Genomic DNA, 19697 nt, shown 5'->3' with positions numbered 1-19697 from the left:
GGCCGCTTTGCCGTGAGATCGCAGCGAAATTTGATGATGTATGTCCAAGATTTGAGTAGATTGAATTGCAAGCGAAGGTTCGCGGCCTAGACTGCTGATGAACTTATCACCGGCTTGATGGCAGATGGATGTGCAGCCGGCCCCCCGACAAAATCAGAGCGAAACAGGATGTTTTTGCGTTCAGGTTTTAGCCTCATCGAGCTGATGGTCACCATTGCGCTCGTCTCTATCCTGCTGACGCTGGGAGTCCCCTCCTTCAGCGCGATAATGCGCAACATGACGTTGACCAGCCAGGCCAACAACTTCGTGGCCGCCATCAACCTTGCCCGCTCCGAAGCCATTCGCCGCAATACGGCGGTCACCCTCTCCGCCTCCACCAGCAATCTGACCCAGAACCACTGGGAATCGGGTTGGCAGATCTGGGTCGACAGCAACGGCAACGGCACTCTGGACAACGGCGAGTTGCTGCGACTCTTTCCCGACATGGGGGCAGGCACCCTGGTCGGCAATACGTCGCTGGTACGTTTCAGTGGCAATGGCTTTCTCGATGGTCGCGCCCAGGCGGCGCTGGTGTTTTCCCTGCAGCCGCCCGACTGCGCGCAGGAGGCATCGCGCGACATCACGATCACCCCGGCCGGCCGCCCTTCAATCACGGAGACCAGCTGCATATGAAGCACCAGCAAGGCGTCTCGCTGCTTGAAATCATGATCGCCGTGCTGGTGTTGTCGATCGGCATCCTCGGCATGGCGACCCTGCAGTTGCAGGCACTCAAGAGCAACCAGTCGGCCCTGACCCGGACCGAGGCGACCCAGTTTGCCTACATGATCACCGACATGATGCGGGCCAACCGCAGCGCGGCTCTGCTCGGCCAGTACAACGTCGGCCTGGGGGAGGCGGTCTCCGGCAGCTCGATGGCGATACAGGATGTGCAGTACTGGAAACAGGCGCTCGGCGGCCTGCCCGGCGGTGATGGGGCCATTGCCGTGAGTGCCGGACAGGCGACCATCACCATCCAGTGGGATGCCAGCCGGCTGGCCACCGAGCCTGCGCTGCGCAGCATGACCCTGAGGACGGATCTGTGAACGGGCGGCGCACCTTGCTGCGCCAGGCCGGTGTCGGTCTGGTGGAGGTGATGATCGCCCTGCTGCTGTCGCTGCTGACAGTCGGGATCATCATTCAGGTGCTGCTTGGCAACCACAAAACCTACCTGACCGGTGAGGCCATCGCCCGGGTGCAGGAGGACAGCCGGTTTGCCGTCAACCTGCTGCAACAAGAGCTGCGGATGGTGGGTTACCAGGGCTGCCTCAGCAAGCAGGGGGTCAACATCACCAATACCCTCAACGGGGCGACGGCACTGCCCTACAACTTCACCGTCTATCTGCGCGGCTATGACAATGTCACGGCGACGCTGCCTGCGCCGTTGTCGGCCCTGTTTACCTCGGCAGAGCCCAAACCCAAGCCGGGAACCGACGTGCTGCTGGTGCAGGGGCCTACCGGCAGCGGTGTGCCGGTGACCCGCAACAACAGTGCGGCCCAGCTGTTCGTGCAGCAACTCTCCAGCAAGGCCAACTACTGCGGCACTGGCAAACAGGGCTACAGCGACCTGTGCGAGGGGGACATCGTCATGGTCTCCGACTGCCAGAAGGCGCGGATCTTCCAGATCACCCAGACCCAGGTGGTGGGGGGGGGCAGCGAGGTCAACATCGGCCACTCCAACGACAACAAATACACCCCGGGCAATGCCGTCAGCTCCTGGGGCGGGGCCAGCAGCCCGGTCGAAGAGCGCTTCGGCGCCGGTTCGGTATTGAGCCGGATGGAAACCCGGGTCTATTACATCGCCCGTCCCTCGGCCGGCGCGCCCTATGCCCTCTATCGCAAGAGCGGGCTGGGGGCGGGCATGCCGCTGGTGGACGGGGTCACCGACATCCAGCTGACCTTCGGTGAGGATCAGAACCGGGATCGGGCGGCGGATCGTTACGTGAGTGCCGCCAGCAACCCGAACTGGGACAATGTGCTGGGGATCGGCGTTCAGCTGTTGATGCGCAGCAACCAGGGCAATGTGGTGTCGGATCCGCAGGCCATCAGCTTCGCCGGCGCGACCTTCCAGGCAACCGACAGCCACTGGTACTGGGTGGCCGAAACCACGGTCGCCTTGCGCAACCGGCTGCCATGAGGAGGGAGGCATGATGGGGCGACAAGGGGGAATGGCACTGGTGATCAGCCTGATTTTTCTCGCGGTAGTGAGCCTGCTGGCGATGGCCAGCATGCAGAGCGCCCTGCTGCAGGAGAAGATGGCGGGCAACCAGAAGGAGTCGCAACAGGCGCTGCAGGCGGCAGAGGCGGCACTGCGCGCTGCCGAGCGCTATCTGGAGGCAGGCAACTCAGGCCCCTACGACAACAGCGCCGGCCTCTATGAGTTCGTCAGCGTGGCGGTGGATCCCGCTTCTCCCTCCACGGCCTGGCGTACCTATGCCAATAGCGGGCTGGCGGGACGGGCCCCAGAGTACTTCATCGAGCGGCTGCCCTACACCCAGAGCAGCAACGAGAGCCTGGCGGTGGACGAACCCATCAGCGAGCGCCGTCTTTATCGCATCACGGCTCGGGGATTCGGCCTCTCGGACGAGAGCCGGGTGCTGTTGCAATCGACCTACAGCCGCTAGGAGGGAACCATGCGTGCATCTGGCTACGGATTTTGTGCCCTGTTGCTCTGCACCCAGGTGCAGGCGGCGCTCGACATCGCCCAGGTTCCCCTCTATCTCGGCACCCGGGCCGAACCCAACATCATGTTCAGTCTGGATGACTCCGGCTCGATGCACTTCGAGCTGATGCCGGAGGATTTGATCGAAAACAGCGCTCGCTACGTCTATCCCCGTGCCGACAACGTCTATGGCAGCGAGGACTATGACAACCGGACCGTGACCTTCACCAGCAACAACGATCGCAACGCCTACACCCGCTCGAGCAACAACAACAAGCTCTACTACAACCCCTTGCTGAGCTACCGCCCCTGGGCCAAGGCGGACGGTACCCTGATGGCGAATGCCAGCATCAGCTGCGCGCCGCACAACCCCTTCAACATCGCCGCCGGCTGTCGCGACCTGACCAAGAACAACCGCTCGAAGTCGTTGCGCTACTACACCGGGTTCTCCTCCAGCGACTACAACGATGACGAGACCTTCTGGCCCGCCGTCTATTTCGCCTACAAGGGCAGCGGTGACGTAAAGAGGGCGAGCAGTTATACCCGGGTCGAGATAAAGTCGGGCAGCACCTATGGCGGGCGTCCCAATCGCAGCGACTGCAAGAGTGCTCCTGTCTGTACCTATGAGGAGGAGATTCAGAACTTCGCCAACTGGTACACCTACTATCGCTCCCGAATCCTGGCGGCCCGGGCCGGGGTCGGTCGTGCCTTCGCCAGTCAGGGACAGGCCCTGCGGGTGGGGTTTGCCACCATCAATGCCAGCGGCAGCGTGATCCGCGGGGTGGCGCCCTTCTCCGGCACCGATCGCAGCGCCTTTTTCAGCGACCTCTACAGCCGCGACATTCCGGCCGCCGGCACGCCGCTGCGCACCAGCCTGAAGGATGTGGGGGAGTATTTCTCCCGCACCGACAACAATGGCCCCTGGGCGGCCAGCGCCGGCAGCACCTTGCCCCACCTAACTTGCCGGCAGAGCTACAACATCCTGATGACCGATGGCTACTGGAACGGGGATACCCCCTCTGTGGGGGATCTGGACAAGGATGGCTACAGCAATACCCTGGCCGACGTGGCCTACAAGTACTGGAAAACAGACCTGCGTGCCGATCTGGCCGACAAGGTGCCGACCAGCACGGCAGATCCCGCCAACTGGCAGCATCTGGTCAACTTTACCGTTGGGCTCGGGGTCAACGGGTCGCTCAATCCGGCCAACGGCATCCCGAACAGCTGGCCCAATCCCCATGATCCGGATGACAAGGAGTACAAGAACGCGACCTACATTCCGGAGTACAAGATAGATGACCTGTGGCACGCGGCGCTCAACAGCAAGGGCAGCTTCTTCAGCGCGGGTGACCCCGACGTCTTTGCCGCGGCCCTGAGCAGTACCCTGGCCCAGATCGCGGCCCGCAACAGCTCCGCCAGTTCGGTGACCGCAAACGCCACCCGGCTGGACAGCAATACCCACATCTATCAGGCCCGCTACAACAGTGGCGACTGGTCCGGGCAGCTCATCTCCATTCCGCTCAACAGCGACGGCTCGCTGGGCAACATGGCCTGGGATGCCGCAACCCAGATCCCTGCCCATACCGCCCGCAGCCTCTTCACTCGCCAGAACGGGGTCGGCATTCCTTTCACCTGGGCCGATCTCAACGCCACCAATCGCGCCCTGTTCAACCTCGCCGGTGACAACCAGGGGGAAAACCGGGTCGCCTACTTGCGCGGTGATCGCAGCCGTGAGCAGAGCAATGGCGGCCTGTTCCGCAGTCGCAGCGACCTGCTGGGGGACATCATCAACTCGGATCCCGTCTATGTCGGCAACCGGGACTACGGCTATGGCAGCGCCACCGGCCTGACCCAGGCCGAGCGGGAGGGCTACCAGAGTTTCCTTGGCTCGACGGCCATCAGTCGCCGCACTCCCATGCTCTACGTGGGGGCCAATGACGGCATGCTGCACGGTTTTCGGGTCGCCAACGGGGTGGAGACGCTGGGCTACATCCCGGCCAGCCTGCTGGGGGATCTGAGCCTGCTGACCAAGCCGGATTACAGCCACCGCTACTATGTGGACGGTACGCCCAAAGTGGGGGATGCCTATCTTGGCAGCAGCTGGAAAACCGTGCTGCTGGGGTCGACCGGCGCCGGAGGCAAGGCGGTCTTTGCCATCGACGTAACGGCCCCCGACAACTTCACCGCCGACAAGATGTTGTGGGAGTTTACCAACGCCGAGATGGGGGTAGCGCTGGCTGCGCCGACCCTGGTCCGGGTGAAGTCCGGCAACAAATGGGTGGCGCTGGTGGCCAACGGCTACAACAGCACCAGCCAGACCGCCCGGCTGTTTGTGCTGGATCTGGCGACCGGCGCCGTGATCAAGGAAATCGATACCCAGGCGGGCTCGGCCAGCGAACCCAATGGCCTCTCATCCCCCCTGCCGGTAGACGAGGACGGCGATCGGGTGGCGGACTATGTCTATGCCGGCGATCTGCAGGGCAATCTGTGGAAATTCGACCTGACCGACAACAACAGCGCCCAGTGGGGGAGCGCCTTCAAGACCGGCAACAAGCCAAAACCGCTGTTTCAAGCGTGCAACGGGACCTGCTCTGCCAGCACGCGCCAGCCCATCACCATGCGCCCGCTGGCCATCCGCCATCCCAAGGGGGGCATCATGGTGCTGATGGGAACCGGCAGCTATTTCACCAATGACGACAAGCTGTTGCCGGCAACCCCCAGGCTGGAGGCCGTCTACGGCATCTGGGATGCGGGGGCGACCGTGCTCGCCAGCCAGTTGCAGCAGCAGAGCATCACTCACGAATACTCCGCCAATGGCACCACCATCAAGTTCAACGTGAGGGTGGTCTCCAACACGGCAGTCAACTACACCAGTCAGAAAGGGTGGTATCTGGTACTGAAGTCCCCTGCGTTGAGCAAGGGGGTAGGGGAGAGAGCCGTTTCGGAGATGCTCTACCGCAACAAACGGCTGATCTTCAATACCCTGATCCCCTCGGCGGATGCCTGTGACTTTGGTGGACGCTCCTGGCTGATGGAGCTGGATCCTGTCTCGGGGGCGCGTCTGAGCTACTCGGTGTTCGACGTCAATGGCGATGGGGCCGTCAACGATGACGACTATGTGGGGATCAAGGACGGCAGCGGCAACGACATCAAGGTGCCGGTCAGCGGCAAGCAGTTTGACGAGCTCACCACGACGCCGAGCGTGGTGGAGGATGCCGACATGGAGCGCAAGTACATCAGCGGTTCCAGCGGCAATATCTCGGTCACGCTGGAAGAGGGGGCGGGTGACCTTGGGGGTCGCCAGTCCTGGTTGCAACTGAAGTAGAGGTGGAGATGGCGCGTGGATTTTCCCTGCTGGAGCTGATGATTGCGGTAGCCGTGATGGCGATTCTGACCCTGATTGCCTACCCCAGCTACAACAGCTACATGGCGTCGGCCAAGCGGGCCGAGGCCAAGGCGGCGCTACTCGAGGCGGCGCAATACATGGAGCGGCAGTTTACCGCCGATGGCAACTATGATGGTGGCAACCTGGCCTCAGCCGGACTGGCCACCTTGCCCAGGGATGGCGGGGCTGCCTATTACAATCTGGCGCTCAATGCCAGCGGCGCCCGCTATACCCTGACGGCGATCCCGACCGGAGTGATGAACGGCGACCCCTGCGGTTTGCTGACTCTGGATCAGGGGGGACAGCAGGGGGTGTCGATGGCCAGCATGACGGCCGCCGAGTGCTGGTAATGCGTTACCAGCAGGCGGCCGGGGTCTTGATGTCAGCCTTGTTGAGGGTGAGGGTATCGCAGGCGGTGCTGCCGCTCTTGTCACCCACCTGCGCTCCCTTGCTGGTGGCGATCAGGGTGTAGGTGGTTGCGGTCGCCCCGGAGATGGTGAAGTCGTAGTAGCTGCTGGTGGGGTTGCCCACCTGGGACGGGGTCGTGCCGTAGCTGGTGTTGGAGACTCTGAACTCTTCCTGTTTCAGCTGCATGCTGAGCAGGCCCTTGAACGCCTCGGCTCGACGGGATTTGCGCAAACCGTCGCTGAAACTGGGGTAGGCGATGGATGCAATGATGGCGACGATGGCGACTGCAACGAGCAGTTCCAGCAGCGTGATTCCGGACTGTTTGGCTTTCATGGGGCGGCATGCTTCGTGAAACAGGTTGATACTATAGGATAGTACTGACGGTGTGCTCTACTGGCATGTGCAAAAAGAAAGGAGTCTTGAACGATGGAAAGCAGAAAGGGCAGATCCGCCGGTTTTACCCTGATAGAGCTGATGGTCGCCCTGTCTCTGGTCGCTCTGCTGCTGACCGTTGCGATTCCCAGTTATCAATCACTGCGCCAGGAGCAGATGGTCAAGGCCGCCACCCAGGCGGTGTATACGGATGTGATGTTGCTGAAGTCCGAGGCCATCAAGCGTAATCGCACCCTGCAATTCATCATCTTCAACAGCGGCACCAGCAATTGGTGTTACCGCATTTTTATCGATGGCAGCTGCAACAGTTGCAGCGATCACTGTTCCAGCATTGAGGGGCGCAAAGGGGGCGATGCCAGTGAATATCCCGGTATCAGCCTGGTTGCCAGCTACAGTGAATCGTCAAGCAACATCAGGCCCCTGAGTATCTCTCCCAGAAGGTCCTCCCTGACGGCGGGGAATATTGCCATCTCATCCGGTACCTACTCCATGCAGGTCAAGACCAACAATGTCGGACGTGTGCGTACCTGCGGAGTCAGCAATGTCAGTGGGGTGCCTGCATGTTGAGAGCACCAAGGGGATTCAATGTGGTGGAGCTGATGGTTGCCATGGTCGCAGGCCTGCTGCTGGTCGCCGCGGTGACATCCTTGTTCGCCACCATCCTCAGGGTCAATCAAACCTCCATGCAGGTGAGCCGCCTCAATCAGGAGCTGCAGAGCGTCACCGACATGATTGCCCGTGACGTGCAGCGCACCGGTTATGATCAGGGGGCGACAGCCTTTCTCGGCGCGGCATCGGGAGCCAGATCTCCTTTCTATTTCGATACCAGCAGCGATCTGATGAATGAGACGGTCACAGGCTCCAAGATTTATCGCTGCATCAGGCTGAAATACGATGATGATAACAACGGCTCTCTTGGGGCTGATGAAACTTATATCTACAGCTACGACAGTGCCGACAAAGGGGTGCAGCTTGGCACCAGTTGCAGCACCGGCAGCCTGCTGAGTACCGACAATACCATCGAAATTACGGATCTCACCTTCTCGCTGTTGAGTGGCAGCGTCTCGTCAGGTGCACGGACGGTGCGGCTGAACATATCAGGCCAGTTCAAGGCCAATACCGCACTCAAACTCACTCTGCAGCGTGATATCAAGCTGCGCAACGACGGGTATTGATGTCATGCAACGTCATCTTGGTTTTACCACCTTCACCGTTACCTTGCTGCTTACTGTGATGTTGCTGAGCATCTCGTTGCTGGTGGGCAAGCTGATGGTGTCTGACCGCCGTGTCAGCCTCAACGAAGTGCAGTATCGACAGGCGCTGGCCCTGGCCGAACTGGGTTTATCCGACGGGGTCGGCCGTTTGGCACAGGACGCAAGTTGGCGTAGCGCCAGCAGTGGCGTGTCGGTCACTGTGTCGGCCGGTACCTATACCCTGTTTGCGCTGGACGACACAGCCGTGACCGTGGGTGGGGCGAGCGTGACGCCGGTCAGGGTGCGAGCCCAGGCTACCCTGGTTGACAGTACTGCCAATGCCGATGTGGAGATAAAGACCATCAAGGTCAGCGTATTGGCTGGCACCCCGGCTGCCCCCCTGACGGTTGCCGGTGGTATGGCCGTTTCCGGCAACTTTACCGTGGTGGCCAATCCCAACGGGGGCGGGCCTGGGGTGCCGCTCTCCATCTGGACCAACGGTAATGTGGATCTGACCAATGGCTCCGGTCAGACCTGCCATCAGGGGGATTACAGCGGAGGGTGCAGTGCCTACATCAGCCAGAAGGGGGACAAGCAGTCGGACATCAAGGACAACGATACCGCCTTCCCAAGCGATCTGGTCTGGTATCTGTTCAACGAGAATGACGATGCAACAGGATGGGCCAATCTGGAGTCGCGGGCAGTGCAGATGCTGACCAATTGCGATTCGTTGTCGACCGCCTCCCGTGGACTCATCATCGTCGATGGGGACTGCAAGCCGGGCGGTTCGATCGGTTCGGTTGCCGCACCTGTGGTACTTATCGTGCGCAACGGGGATCTGATGGTCAACGGCAACGCCACCCTCTATGGGCTGGTGTTCGCCTACTCCTCCACACCCGCCACGACTACCAACGATATCAGCCTGAAGGGGGGCGCCATCGTCAATGGCGCTGTGGTTGCCAACTACCAACTGGGCAAGACCGCCAACGGGACCTTCGACGCCAAGTACGACCAAGCGGTGCTGAGCAATATCGAGAATGGAGCCGCATTTCAGATCATTAACCTAGTGCCCGGTAGCTGGCGGGACTGGTAGGAGCGAACATGAAACCGCACAAGGGATTCGGGCTGTTGGAGATCTTGATCACCCTGGTTCTGCTCGGGGTGGGGGTGGCCGGGTTGGTGGCCATGTCGCGCGGGATCCTCGGGGCCTCCCAGGACGGTCGGCGCTATGAGGTGGCGATGCGGCTGGCCGAGTCGAAACTCGATGATTTTCGTACCTTCAACGGCGTAGTGAGTGCCGTCTCTCCGCTCACGGCCTATAACAGCATTGCGGCGGGCACCAGTACGGTCACCCCCGCCGACGGCGGCGGGACCTATACCCTGAGCTGGACCGTCAACAACCAGTACTGGAATGGTACGGCCTGGCAGACGACGGCCCCGGCGGGATACCTGCAGTCCTACCCGGGTCGCAAGGTCGTCAACGTAACCGTCAGCTGGAGCGACAATGACGGGAATCCAGTCTCGTTGTTATTGGCCGGTGCAGTGTCGCCGGCAGAGTCACTGGCCCAGAACCAGTTGAATGGCGGGCTCGATACCAGTCGCGAGCCACCCCAGGTGGTCTATACCCCGGGGGTGGCGCCGGACGTCATCTCCATCCAAATCGATCAGGAAGGGCGCAAGCAGGAGACCAGCAAACCGCTGCCGACGGTGACCTCCAAGGATGGCACCGTCGGCAAGCTGGTGCAGTTCGAGACGGTCACCTACAAGCCCGACAACGGCGGCAACACCCAGCAGGTGCTGCAGGATCTGGCCTCGGTCTCCTGCTCTTGCAGTTACGGCTCGAGCGTCAATGCCTACCTGCCGGGCCAGGCGATCCTGACCGACAGCAATCTTCTCTACTGGAGCGTGGGCTCCCAGGTCACCAAGCAGACCGGCATCCTCAACAGCAGCGTCAAGGATCAACCCACTCTCTGCACCAGTTGCTGCAAGAACCACTTCGATGGCAGCGGCAGCAGCTTTGATCAGTTCTACTCCCCGCTGCACACCAACAGGCAGCGCTATAACAGCTCGCTCACCTCGGTCAACAGTGGCGACTATGTGGATGCCTGCCGCTTCGTCCGGCTCGATGGCTATTATCGCCCTCTGCCCGAGTGGAACCTGATCAAAGTCATAGTGACCAGCGCCGACTTCCTCGCCAAGACGGCCAATCAGACCAGCTACCAGAATTACATCAAGTACGTGGTCACCACCTACATCACCTGGCAGAAGAACACCCTCAACTGGACCGCGAACCCCACCGCCACGCCACCGACCATCACCGAGTTTGCCGACTGGTTGCCTGCCAACGCGGCGGCGGGGGGAGACACCACGACCAAGGTCACCATGAGCACGGGCACGGCCCAGCTGATCGCGCGCGGCATCTATGTGGATGTGCTCTCGCCCACCTATCTGGCCGCACTCGACCTGACCTCGCAGGATCTGCTGGCCAGGGTGCCATTCCAGGATATCAACCTGACCATGCTGGCCGAGTGGAGTCTGGTGCCCTTGAGTGGCCAGTTGACCGGCAGTGTCTCCGACTATGTGGGGGTGACCAACGAGACGGTCAAGACGGTGGTCGATCTCAACAACTACTACTTCGGCAGCTACAGTCGCGGCTACCTGTCTGCCAAGAAGAGCACCAAGGATGCCTCCAACGTGTTGCAGAGCGCGTCGATCAAGGTGACCGCCTATCAAGGCAACTCGGGGATCACCGCCTCGCTCATCTCTCCCGTGGATCAGAGTGAAGCCAAGAGCGCCAGCATGCCGGTGGCGATCGATACCAGCGCTCAAACCGTACCGACCCTGACCGTGTCGGGGCGGATCGAGTGTCTGGAGAAGGTCAGCAACAAGGACCCATCCCCCACGGCGTGCAACAAGAACACCTTCAACGGGTTGAGCGTGACCACCACCACCACGGGGGCCACCTGCCGTATCGACAAGCCCCAGGCCAACAACCAGCCGGCCACCTATGTCTGCACGGCGGCACAAAACAGCAGCCTGGTGGTGAGTTTCTCCTACAGTGCCCAGGGCAACACCACCTATCTGCTGAAGCCGGCATCGTTGAGCATCGCCATGACACCGCCCGCCAGCGGTCAGGTGATCACCGGGCCCTGTGGCCTGCTGGTGGACAACGGCGTGACCAACGCGAGCAGCCTGACTTGTACCCCCTGAGTCTTGGGCGCTGGCACAGCCAGCGCCTTTTCTTTATCATTCCCCATCATTTTCGAATTCAAGATGCATCGCCATGGCAAAAGCCCTCTCTCTGATGCTTGCCCAGTTGAATCTGACGGTAGGCGCCATCGAAGATAACTGTGACAAGGTGCTGGCGGCAGCCGCCGAAGCCGATCGGCAAGGCGCCGATCTGCTGGTCTGCTCCGAACTGGCCCTGACCGGCTACCCGCCGGAAGATCTGCTGCTGCGCGCCGATCTGATGATCCGGGTGGAGGCCGCGCTGACCCGCATCGCGGCATGGCAGGGGGCTTGCGCCATTCTGGTGGGTCACCCCTGGCGTGAAGGGGAGGCGCTCTACAACGCCGCCTCCCTCTATGAACAGGGGCAGCTGGTCGCACGCTACTTCAAGCAGGATCTGCCCAACTACGGGGTCTTCGACGAGAAGCGCTACTTCACCGCGGCAACCGAGACCTGCGTGGTCCCCTTCCGTGGTCATCAGCTGGGCTTGCTCATCTGCGAAGATCTCTGGCAGCCGGGGCCGGCGTTGGCCGCCAAGGCCGCTGGAGCCGAGCTGCTGCTCACCATCAATGCCTCGCCCTACGATCAGGAAAAACCCTGGATCCGCCGTGAGCTGATGGCCGAGCGCTGCGATCAGACCGGTTTGCCGCTCATCTACCTCAACCAGGTATGCGGTCAGGACGAGCTGATCTTCGACGGCTGCTCCAAGGTGTTCAACAGCCAGGGCGAGCTGACCCACAAGCTGGCCCCCTTTGCCGAAGAGCTGGCGCTGGTGCACTTTGCCGATGGTCAGCCGGTGAAGGAGCGGGAACCCGCCGCACCACTGGAACCCTTGGCCGAGACCTATCAGGCACTGGTACTGGCGGTGCGCGACTACGTCACCAAGAACGGCTTCCACGGCGCCGTGCTGGGCCTCTCCGGCGGCATCGACTCGGCGCTGACCTTGGCCATCGCGGCCGATGCCATCGGCGCCGACAAGGTGCAGGCGGTGATGATGCCATTCCGCTACACCGCCCAGATGAGCGTGGAAGATGCCAAGGAGCAGGCCGAACGGATGGGGGTGGAGTTCAACATCATTTCCATCGAGCCAATGTTCGAAGGCTTTATGGCCCAGCTGGCGCCGCTGTTTGAAGGGACCGCCCGCGACACCACCGAAGAGAACCTGCAGGCTCGCTGCCGTGGTGTGTTGTTGATGGCGCTCTCCAACAAGCGTCGTCGCATCGTGCTGACCACCGGCAACAAGAGCGAGATGGCGGTGGGCTATGCCACCCTGTACGGCGACATGGCCGGCGGTTTCGACGTGCTCAAGGACGTTCCCAAGACGCTGGTCTTCAAGCTGTGCGAATACCGCAATTCCGTCGATTATGTGATCCCGCAGCGGGTCATCGACCGTCCTCCTTCGGCAGAATTGTCACCGGACCAGGTGGATCAGGACAGCCTGCCCCCCTATGACATCCTGGATGCCATCCTCAAGCGCTATGTGGAAGAAGATGCCTCCGTGGCCGACATGGTGGCGGAAGGCTTCGAGGAGGCGGTGGTGCGCAAGGTGATCCGTCTCGTGGATCTCAACGAATACAAGCGCCGTCAGGCGGCGGTCGGGCCCCGCATCACGGCCCGCAACTTTGGTAAGGATCGCCGTTACCCCATCACGTCCGGGTTTGGCAAACAGAACTGGTAAGGAGTCACCATGAAGAAGATTGAAGCCATCATCAAACCGTTCAAGCTGGACGATGTGCGCGAGGCCCTGGCCGAGATCGGCATCAACGGCATGACGGTATCCGAGGTCAAGGGCTTCGGCCGCCAGAAGGGCCACACCGAGCTCTATCGCGGCGCCGAGTACATGGTCGACTTCCTGCCCAAGGTGAAGGTGGAGCTGGTGGTGCAGGACGAGGATCTCGATGCCTGCCTGGAAGCGATCCAGAACACCGCCCGCACCGGCAAGATTGGTGACGGCAAGATCTTCGTCTGCGAGGTGGAGCGGGTCATCCGCATCCGTACCGGCGAAGAGAACGAAGACGCCATCTGACGGATGGCTGAGCCTTGTGATGAGCCAACGAATGGAGACTCGAGCCCGCTGATGTCCTGGATGCGCCTCGTTGCGGTGGCCGGCCTGCTGGCCGGTCTGACCGCCTGCAGTACCCGGCCGCCGGCCCAGCCGGAAAACCTGTGCCAGATCTTTCGCGAGAAGCCGGACTGGCACGAGGCGGCGCTCAAGATGAACGAGAAGTGGGGAACGCCTGTGCAGGTGGTGATGGCCATGATGTATCAGGAGTCCTCCTTCGTGCACGATGCCCAGCCGCCGATGCAGTATTTCCTCTTCATTCCGACCGGGCGGGCCAGCTCGGCTTATGGCTACGCTCAGGTGAAAGACGAGACTTGGGCCGACTATCAGCGAGAGACCGGCAACAGCTGGAGCGATCGCGATGACTTTGCCGACGCCATCGACTTCATGGGCTGGTACACTCACAAGGCCCAGCGGCTGAACGGCACCTCCAAGTGGGATGCGTATGGCCAGTATCTCAACTATCACGAAGGGTGGGGTGGCTATCGGCGTGGCAGCTACCGCAGCAAGGGATGGCTGATGAAGACATCCCGCAAGGTGGAGGCTCGCGCCCAGCGCTACGGCGCCCAGTATCGACAATGCAAGGATCAGCTCTCCAGCGGGGGCTGGTTCTGGTAACCAAATCAGGAGTCAGAAATGCCGTTATTGGACAGTTTTACCGTTGACCACACTCGCATGGCCGCGCCGGCGGTACGTGTGGCCAAGACCATGCAGACCCCGAACAAGGACACCATTACCGTGTTCGATCTGCGTTTCTGTGTGCCGAACCAGGAGATCCTCTCCGAGCGTGGCATCCACACCCTCGAGCACCTGTTTGCCGGCTTTATGCGTGACCATCTCAATGGGGATGGGGTTGAGATCATCGACATCTCTCCCATGGGCTGCCGCACCGGCTTCTACATGAGCCTGATCGGTGCGCCGGACGAAGCCCGGGTTGGCGCTGCCTGGCAGGCCGCCATGAGCGACGTGCTGACCGTGCAGGAGCAGGGCAAGATCCCCGAGCTGAACGAATACCAGTGCGGTACCTACAGCATGCACTCGCTGGAAGAGGCCCATGCCATCGCCCGCCACGTGCTGGAGCGCGGCATCGGCGTCAACCGCAATGACGAACTGGCCCTGCCGGAAGAGAAGCTGAAAAGCCTCTGATCCCGGGATGGCAAACATGAAAAAGGCCGGTCAATGACCGGCCTTTTTGCGTTTGGCGAGTTCAGGATGGCAGCGGCATCACCCGGTTGCGGCCCAGCTCCTTGGCCTTGTAGAGCAGCTTGTCGGTGCGCTCGACCAGGCTGTCGCCCGTCTCCTGACCATTGTATTCGCCCACCCCGAACGAGGCGGTGATGTGGTCGATGCGCCGGCCCGACTTGCGATCCAGGATCGACATCTTCTCGATGGCCCGGCGCAGGCTCTCCGCCATCTGGCGGCTCAGCGCCAGGTTGCGCATGGGAAGCAGCAGGGCAAACTCTTCGCCGCCGAGGCGGTAGGCGGTGACGCCCTCCTTGCAGGTCTCCCGCAGTCGCTTGCTGAAGGCGCGCAGCACCTGATCTCCCAGCAGGTGGCCATATTCGTCGTTGAAACTCTTGAAGCGGTCGATATCGGCGAGGATCAGCGAGAAGGGCTGCTTGCTGCGCAGCAGGCTATCTATCTCCAGATCGAAGGCGCGCCGGTTGAGCAGGCTGGTGAGGGCATCCTCGTTGGCCAGCTTGCGGGTCTCGTTGAGCGCCTCGCGCAGCTCCTTGATCTCCTTCTCGGCGCTGCTGAGCTGGTTGCGAAAGTGCATGGTCGACATGCGCACGTCCCGCGACTCGCGCACCAGATCCCGCAGGATCCCCATGGTGTCCTCCAGGCTCAGCCCCTCGTCATCGATAAGGCTCAGCCGGTCGAAACTCTTGTCGAGCATCTCCTGGAACATGCCGGTATCCGAGATGGCATCCTGCATGGTGTGGCCGAGCTCGTTGGCCATGGCGGCCAGGTTGAGCTTCATCGCCTCCATCTGCTGCTCATCCTGGGCGGCGAGGTGCTGGTGATAGAGGCGTTCGCAGGTGGTGAGAGAGCAGTTGCCCTGCAACTTGATGGCCTGATCGATGGCCTGATTGAGCTCGGGCATGCTGGCCGCCACATAGTTATACCAAAGGGTGTAATTATCCGGCGTGGTGGGGATTTGATACTTGATCATCAGGGGAACCGCCTGCTTGAGATAGGCGGCGGATTGGGCGAACGAATCCTTGCTCATGAGTTCCATGTCTCATCATGACTGCAAACTGTGCATAGTATGACAGAGAGATTGGCCAAAAGGCAGTCGATGGATGCCATTCGCCCCCCCCTCCGATATAATGTCGCCGTTACCACCTACCCTAAGGCCTGCTTATGTCTCAAAAAGATCCTTTCCTCGAACGCGAGGCCGAAAAATACGAGAATCCGATCGCCAGTCGCGAGCTGCTCCTCGACCTCATCAAGGGCCATGAAAAGCCCATGTCCCGTGAAGAGTTGGCCAAGGTCCTCAAGCTGACCGAAGAAGAGCCGCTGGAAGCCTTGCGTCGTCGTCTGCGCGCCATGGAGCGCGACGGTCAACTGGTCTTCACCCGCAACCAGTGTTACGCCCTGCCGGATCGCCTGAATCTGGTCAAAGGCTATGTGCTCGGCCACAAGGATGGCTTCGGTTTCCTGCGTCCCGAGGGTGGTGGCCCGGATCTGTTCCTGAACAACCGCGAGATGCAGCGCCTGATGCACGGCGACTATGCCCTGGTGCAGCCGACCGAGATCGACCGCAAGGGTCGCCAGGAGGCGCGTCTGGTGCGCCTGCTCAAGGCCCGCGAGGCGGACATCGTCGGTCGCTATTTCGTCGAGAACGGCGTCGGTTTCGTGGTACCCGACGACAGCCGTATCGGCCAGGACATCATCATCCCGGAAGGGGAGAACAAGGGGGCTCGCCAGAGCCAGGTGGTGGTCGTGCGCATCAACCAGCGCGCCACCGCCCGCTTCAACGCGGTCGGCACCGTATTGGAAGTGCTGGGTGAAAACATGGCTCCCGGCATGGAGATCGAGATTGCCCTGCGTACCCACGGCATCCCGCACACCTGGCCCGAGGAGGTGACCAAGGAGGTTGCTGGTCTGGGCGAGCAGGTGCCGGAGAAGGCCAAAGAGGGTCGCATCGACCTGCGTGCCCTGCCGCTGGTCACCATCGACGGGGAAGATGCCCGCGACTTCGATGACGCCGTCTTCTGTGAAGCCAAGCGCGGCGGCGGCTGGCGCCTGTGGGTCGCCATTGCCGACGTCTCCGCCTACGTGAAGCCGGGCACCGCCCTCGACACCGAGGCCTATCAGCGCGGCAACTCGGTCTACTTCCCCGAATTCGTGGTGCCCATGCTGCCGGAGGTGCTCTCCAACGGCCTCTGCTCGCTCAACCCGCAGGTTGACCGCCTCTGCATGGTGTGCGAGATGACCATCTCCGCCGCCGGCCGCATGTCCGGCTACAAGTTCTACGAAGCGGTGATGAACTCCCACGCCCGCATGACCTACACCAAGGTGGCGGCAATCCTGGATGGCGATCCCAAGTTGCGCCAGCAGTACGAGCCGCTAGTGGGCCACATCGAGGAGCTCAACAACCTCTACAAGGCGCTCAAGCATGCCCGCCATCAGCGCGGTGCGGTGGAGTTCGAGAGCGAAGAGACCCGCTTCATCTTCAACGCCCAGCGCAAGATCGACCGCATCGTGCCGCTGGTGCGCAACGACGCCCACAAGATCATCGAAGAGTGCATGATCCAGGCGAACGTGGCCGCTGCCCGTTACATCGAGAAGAACGAGGCTGCCGCCCTGTTCCGGGTGCACGACCGTCCGGGCGAAGAGCGTCTGACCGGCTTCCGTGACTTCCTGGCCGAGCTGGGCCTGGAGCTCAAGGGGGGCCTCGAGCCCGAGCCGAAAGACTTTGCCGACCTGGCCGCCAAGTTTGAAGGGCGCCCGGATGCGGAGCTGCTTTCCACCATGTTGCTGCGCTCCATGCGTCAGGCCATCTATCAGGCCGACAACATCGGCCACTTCGGTCTGGCGCTGAAGTCCTACGCTCACTTCACCTCGCCGATCCGTCGTTACCCAGACCTCATCCTGCACCGGGCGATCAAGTATCAGACCGCCAAGGAGCAGCAGGGCAACCTGCGCCACAAGTGGACTCCGAGCGGTGGCTACCACTACCAGCTGGAAGAAGTGGATCCGATGGGCGAGCACTGCTCCATGACCGAGCGCCGCGCCGATGACGCCACCCGCGACGTGGCCGACTGGCTCAAGTGCGAGTACATGCTGGATCACGTGGGTGACGAGTTCGACGGCGTCATCGCCAGCGTCACCGGCTTTGGCTTCTTCGTGCGTCTGGCCGAGATCCACATCGACGGTCTGGTGCACGTCAGCACCCTCACCAACGACTACTACCAGTTCGACCCGTTGCACCAGCAGCTGATCGGCGAGAACTTCCGCCGCCGCTACCGTCTGGGTGACAAGGTGCGGGTCAAGGTGATGGGCGTGAACCTGGACGATCGCAAGATCGACTTTGTGATGGTGGAAGAGCCCCTCAAGATCACCGGCAAGAACGCCAAGCAGGCGGCGCGCAAGATGGCCGAGATCAAGAAGGAGAAGGCCAAGAGCGCCGAGCGTCACGACAAACGCAAAGAGAAAGAGGGCAAGGACCACGGTAAATCAGCCAAGGGCGGCCGTGCCAAACCCAGCAACAGACGACCGAGCAAAAAAGCGCGCGACAAGGCCAAGGGGTAAACCCTCGGCCCATGCTTGGAGCCGGCGACCCGGTCTGAGGTCGTAAGGGGCTGATGGCCCCGGGGTATCTACTACAGCGCCCGATAGTCCCGGAGACGAAAAAAATCCGAACCCTGTTACCGGGGTTCGGATTTTTTTATGGTCATCGAAGTGGGGGAGGGGCTGCCACTACTGTTTATGTACTCTTCCTGTGTAGCGTTTTCTCACCTCCGCCACGTTTTTTTATGCGGTGGTTTTGGCATAGGCAGCGGCCTTTAGCTCTAAGTATTTAGCGACCACCGCTACCAGCGGTATCCAATTCTTATTTGGCTGGCAATCTGAATACTTGTAGTGATCTCGGGTCTCTAACATTTTTAGGTCGGTATTGGCGAGCGCACTCAGACCACCGATGAAACCAATATACTGGTAACCCGCTTCCAGCAATGTAGGTGCTTTTGCTACGAGCGCTTGAATGGTTGGTTCACGGCCTGTTTCGGTTGCTGATGTGTTGGCTTCGCTGGTGCTCCGTTCAATGGCTGCCCGTATGGTGGACAGGGCATAGTGTTTATCTGTGCTCGGTGGCTCGGTTACCACTGGCTCTATGGTGTGTAGCATATCGGTCCATGTCATTCGACGATAGTTTGAAGGCCAATCACCAATGTTATCCAAGGGAAGGACGGTCAGTGCCAAGTAATGGAATTGGCACGTCCCATAAACAGTATTCGGCAGGGCGCGTCGAATTGCGATCTCTTGTTCCTGCAACTGTTCGGCAAGTGCGCTACTAGAGGGATGTGTAAAGAATTTTGCCTCTATCACTAGTGCGGTGTCACCGTGTCGAAAAAAGAGATCTGGCACAACAGCCCTTGCCTTTTGAGCTGATTCAATATCATCTGCCCAGCCAGGCTGGTTTGGTTTAACCACATCTCGAATCGGGTTCAGTTCGGCAACAGCCTCAGTATCGCTTAATCGTTTCGATGCACACCAAGGTAGACCCAGTTGTTTAAAAAGGGCTCCTAAGCCAGCAAAATCATCTGCCATAAGCAAGTGTGGTAACAACATTGTCGCGTATTGGCGTTCACTGCGGGCTGTATCCGAGAAGAAGTAAGGCATCTTGTGATCCTGTGACGGGATGAAGCGGGAGTTAGGGGGACAACATAGTGCCTATCCGCTTCAGGTGGTCAATCGTCGAGTTGTTGACTCCTACATGGCACTCAAAATGATGGCTATCTCTCTAGACTGCAGTGTCAGGGTGTTTTTCCATATTTTCGATCAGAGATATGGTTAATACCATCAGATGTGGGTACTTCTCCAAGAGCAAATGGATTGACACCTTCAAGGCAGCCGACGTTGTAGGCGAAAACGCTTGGATCGGAGCGACGCTGATGGTGGGTATATATGCCGCAGACTTTGCAGAAATAGTGTTTGGCCGTATGTGTATTGAATTGATACAGGGTGAGCAACTCTTCACCTTGAAGGATGCGCAGACTGGCGACAGGAACAGAAGAGCAAATGGCACGGTAATCCCCCCGAAAAACTGAGGTGCTCATAAGTAGAATTTTCTCGTATCTTGAACGCAGGAGGTTCTACATGAAA

18 protein-coding genes and 1 pseudogene are annotated in these 19697 nt (G+C 60.6%); 15 read left to right on the top strand and 4 right to left on the bottom strand.

Going from position 1 to position 19697, the window contains the following annotated elements; genetic code table 11:
• Positions 1-168 precede the first annotated feature (168 nt).
• From tppE to tppA, 6 genes are read left to right on the top strand one after another with little or no spacing between them, the layout of a single operon-like run.
• Positions 169-672, top strand: a complete 504-nt coding sequence (gene tppE, locus PG897_RS10915; protein ID WP_043169253.1) for a type IVa pilus pseudopilin TppE — start codon at positions 169-171, stop codon at positions 670-672.
• Entirely contained in the window at positions 669-1082 is a 414-nt protein-coding gene (gene tppB, locus PG897_RS10910) for a type IVa pilus pseudopilin TppB (RefSeq protein WP_005308826.1), read from the top strand. The genes tppE and tppB overlap by 4 nt, the downstream gene beginning before the upstream one ends.
• Positions 1079-2173: a PilW family protein gene (locus PG897_RS10905; RefSeq protein WP_043169251.1), complete on the top strand. Its 1095-nt coding sequence runs from the start codon at positions 1079-1081 to the stop codon at positions 2171-2173. Before tppB ends, PG897_RS10905 begins: the two co-directional genes overlap by 4 nt.
• Before the next feature lie 10 nt (positions 2174-2183).
• Complete coding sequence (locus tag PG897_RS10900) at positions 2184-2660, top strand: pilus assembly PilX family protein (RefSeq protein WP_005308830.1); 477 nt, start codon at positions 2184-2186, stop codon at positions 2658-2660.
• Positions 2661-2669: 9 nt separating this feature from the next.
• Positions 2670-6023: a pilus assembly protein gene (locus tag PG897_RS10895; RefSeq protein WP_201881982.1), complete on the top strand. Its 3354-nt coding sequence runs from the start codon at positions 2670-2672 to the stop codon at positions 6021-6023.
• An 8-nt stretch (positions 6024-6031) separates the two neighbouring features.
• The gene (tppA, locus tag PG897_RS10890; RefSeq protein WP_010635132.1) at positions 6032-6433 is read left to right on the top strand and encodes a type IVa pilus pseudopilin TppA; all 402 of its coding nucleotides are present in this window, start codon (positions 6032-6034) and stop codon (positions 6431-6433) included.
• A 4-nt stretch (positions 6434-6437) separates the two neighbouring features.
• Here tppA and PG897_RS10885 read toward each other — a convergent pair whose 3' ends face one another.
• Positions 6438-6824, bottom strand: a complete 387-nt coding sequence (locus tag PG897_RS10885) for a type IV pilin protein (RefSeq protein WP_005308836.1) — start codon at positions 6822-6824, stop codon at positions 6438-6440.
• 93 nt (positions 6825-6917) lie between these two features.
• On the opposite strand from PG897_RS10885, the gene PG897_RS10880 reads away from it, so the two are divergent.
• The 8 genes from PG897_RS10880 to luxS all read left to right on the top strand — a co-directional run bounded on the left by PG897_RS10880 (position 6918) and on the right by luxS (position 14513).
• A complete protein-coding gene (locus PG897_RS10880) occupies positions 6918-7451 on the top strand; it encodes a GspH/FimT family pseudopilin (protein ID WP_201889483.1) in 534 nt (177 codons plus the stop codon).
• Positions 7452-7471: 20 nt separating this feature from the next.
• Positions 7472-8059 (top strand): PilW family protein, encoded by a 588-nt coding sequence (locus PG897_RS10875; protein WP_005308840.1) that lies wholly within the window; start codon positions 7472-7474, stop codon positions 8057-8059.
• Positions 8060-8063: 4 nt separating this feature from the next.
• A complete protein-coding gene (locus PG897_RS10870; protein ID WP_005308842.1) occupies positions 8064-9170 on the top strand; it encodes a hypothetical protein in 1107 nt (368 codons plus the stop codon).
• Between the two features lie 8 nt (positions 9171-9178).
• Positions 9179-11287: a type IV pilus modification PilV family protein gene (locus tag PG897_RS10865; RefSeq protein WP_017782211.1), complete on the top strand. Its 2109-nt coding sequence runs from the start codon at positions 9179-9181 to the stop codon at positions 11285-11287.
• 73 nt (positions 11288-11360) lie between these two features.
• Positions 11361-12983 carry an NAD+ synthase gene (locus tag PG897_RS10860; protein WP_201889482.1) on the top strand — a complete coding sequence of 541 codons (1623 nt, stop codon included), beginning with the start codon at positions 11361-11363 and terminating at the stop codon, positions 12981-12983.
• Positions 12984-12992: 9 nt separating this feature from the next.
• Entirely contained in the window at positions 12993-13331 is a 339-nt protein-coding gene (gene glnB / locus PG897_RS10855) for a nitrogen regulatory protein P-II (RefSeq protein ID WP_005308848.1), read from the top strand.
• A gap of 60 nt (positions 13332-13391) precedes the next feature.
• Positions 13392-13985: a transglycosylase SLT domain-containing protein gene (locus PG897_RS10850; RefSeq protein WP_275056027.1), complete on the top strand. Its 594-nt coding sequence runs from the start codon at positions 13392-13394 to the stop codon at positions 13983-13985.
• Positions 13986-14003: 18 nt separating this feature from the next.
• Entirely contained in the window at positions 14004-14513 is a 510-nt protein-coding gene (gene luxS / locus PG897_RS10845) for an S-ribosylhomocysteine lyase (RefSeq protein ID WP_005308851.1), read from the top strand.
• A 61-nt stretch (positions 14514-14574) separates the two neighbouring features.
• Here the strand turns inward: luxS and PG897_RS10840 are convergent, their stop codons facing one another.
• Positions 14575-15597, bottom strand: a complete 1023-nt coding sequence (locus PG897_RS10840; protein ID WP_270829032.1) for a GGDEF domain-containing protein — start codon at positions 15595-15597, stop codon at positions 14575-14577.
• Positions 15598-15731: 134 nt separating this feature from the next.
• Between PG897_RS10840 and rnr the strand changes: the two genes are divergently transcribed.
• Complete coding sequence (rnr, locus tag PG897_RS10835) at positions 15732-18125, top strand: ribonuclease R (protein WP_270828993.1); 2394 nt, start codon at positions 15732-15734, stop codon at positions 18123-18125.
• A gap of 222 nt (positions 18126-18347) precedes the next feature.
• Here rnr and PG897_RS10830 read toward each other — a convergent pair whose 3' ends face one another.
• Together PG897_RS10830 and PG897_RS10825 are read right to left on the bottom strand one after the other, a co-directional pair.
• Positions 18348-19214, bottom strand: a complete 867-nt coding sequence (locus PG897_RS10830; protein ID WP_005308857.1) for a hypothetical protein — start codon at positions 19212-19214, stop codon at positions 18348-18350.
• Between the two features lie 134 nt (positions 19215-19348).
• Positions 19349-19618, bottom strand: a pseudogene (locus PG897_RS10825) (GFA family protein); the annotation flags it as partial.
• Positions 19619-19697: the final 79 nt, after the last annotated feature.

Origin of the sequence: Aeromonas sp. QDB20 (genome assembly GCF_027707805.1) — a bacterium.
GTDB classification, from domain to species: Bacteria; Pseudomonadota; Gammaproteobacteria; order Enterobacterales; family Aeromonadaceae; genus Aeromonas; species Aeromonas dhakensis.
The sequence above is the reverse complement of the archived record's forward strand: the minus strand, read 5'-3'. Positions and strand labels throughout refer to the sequence as shown.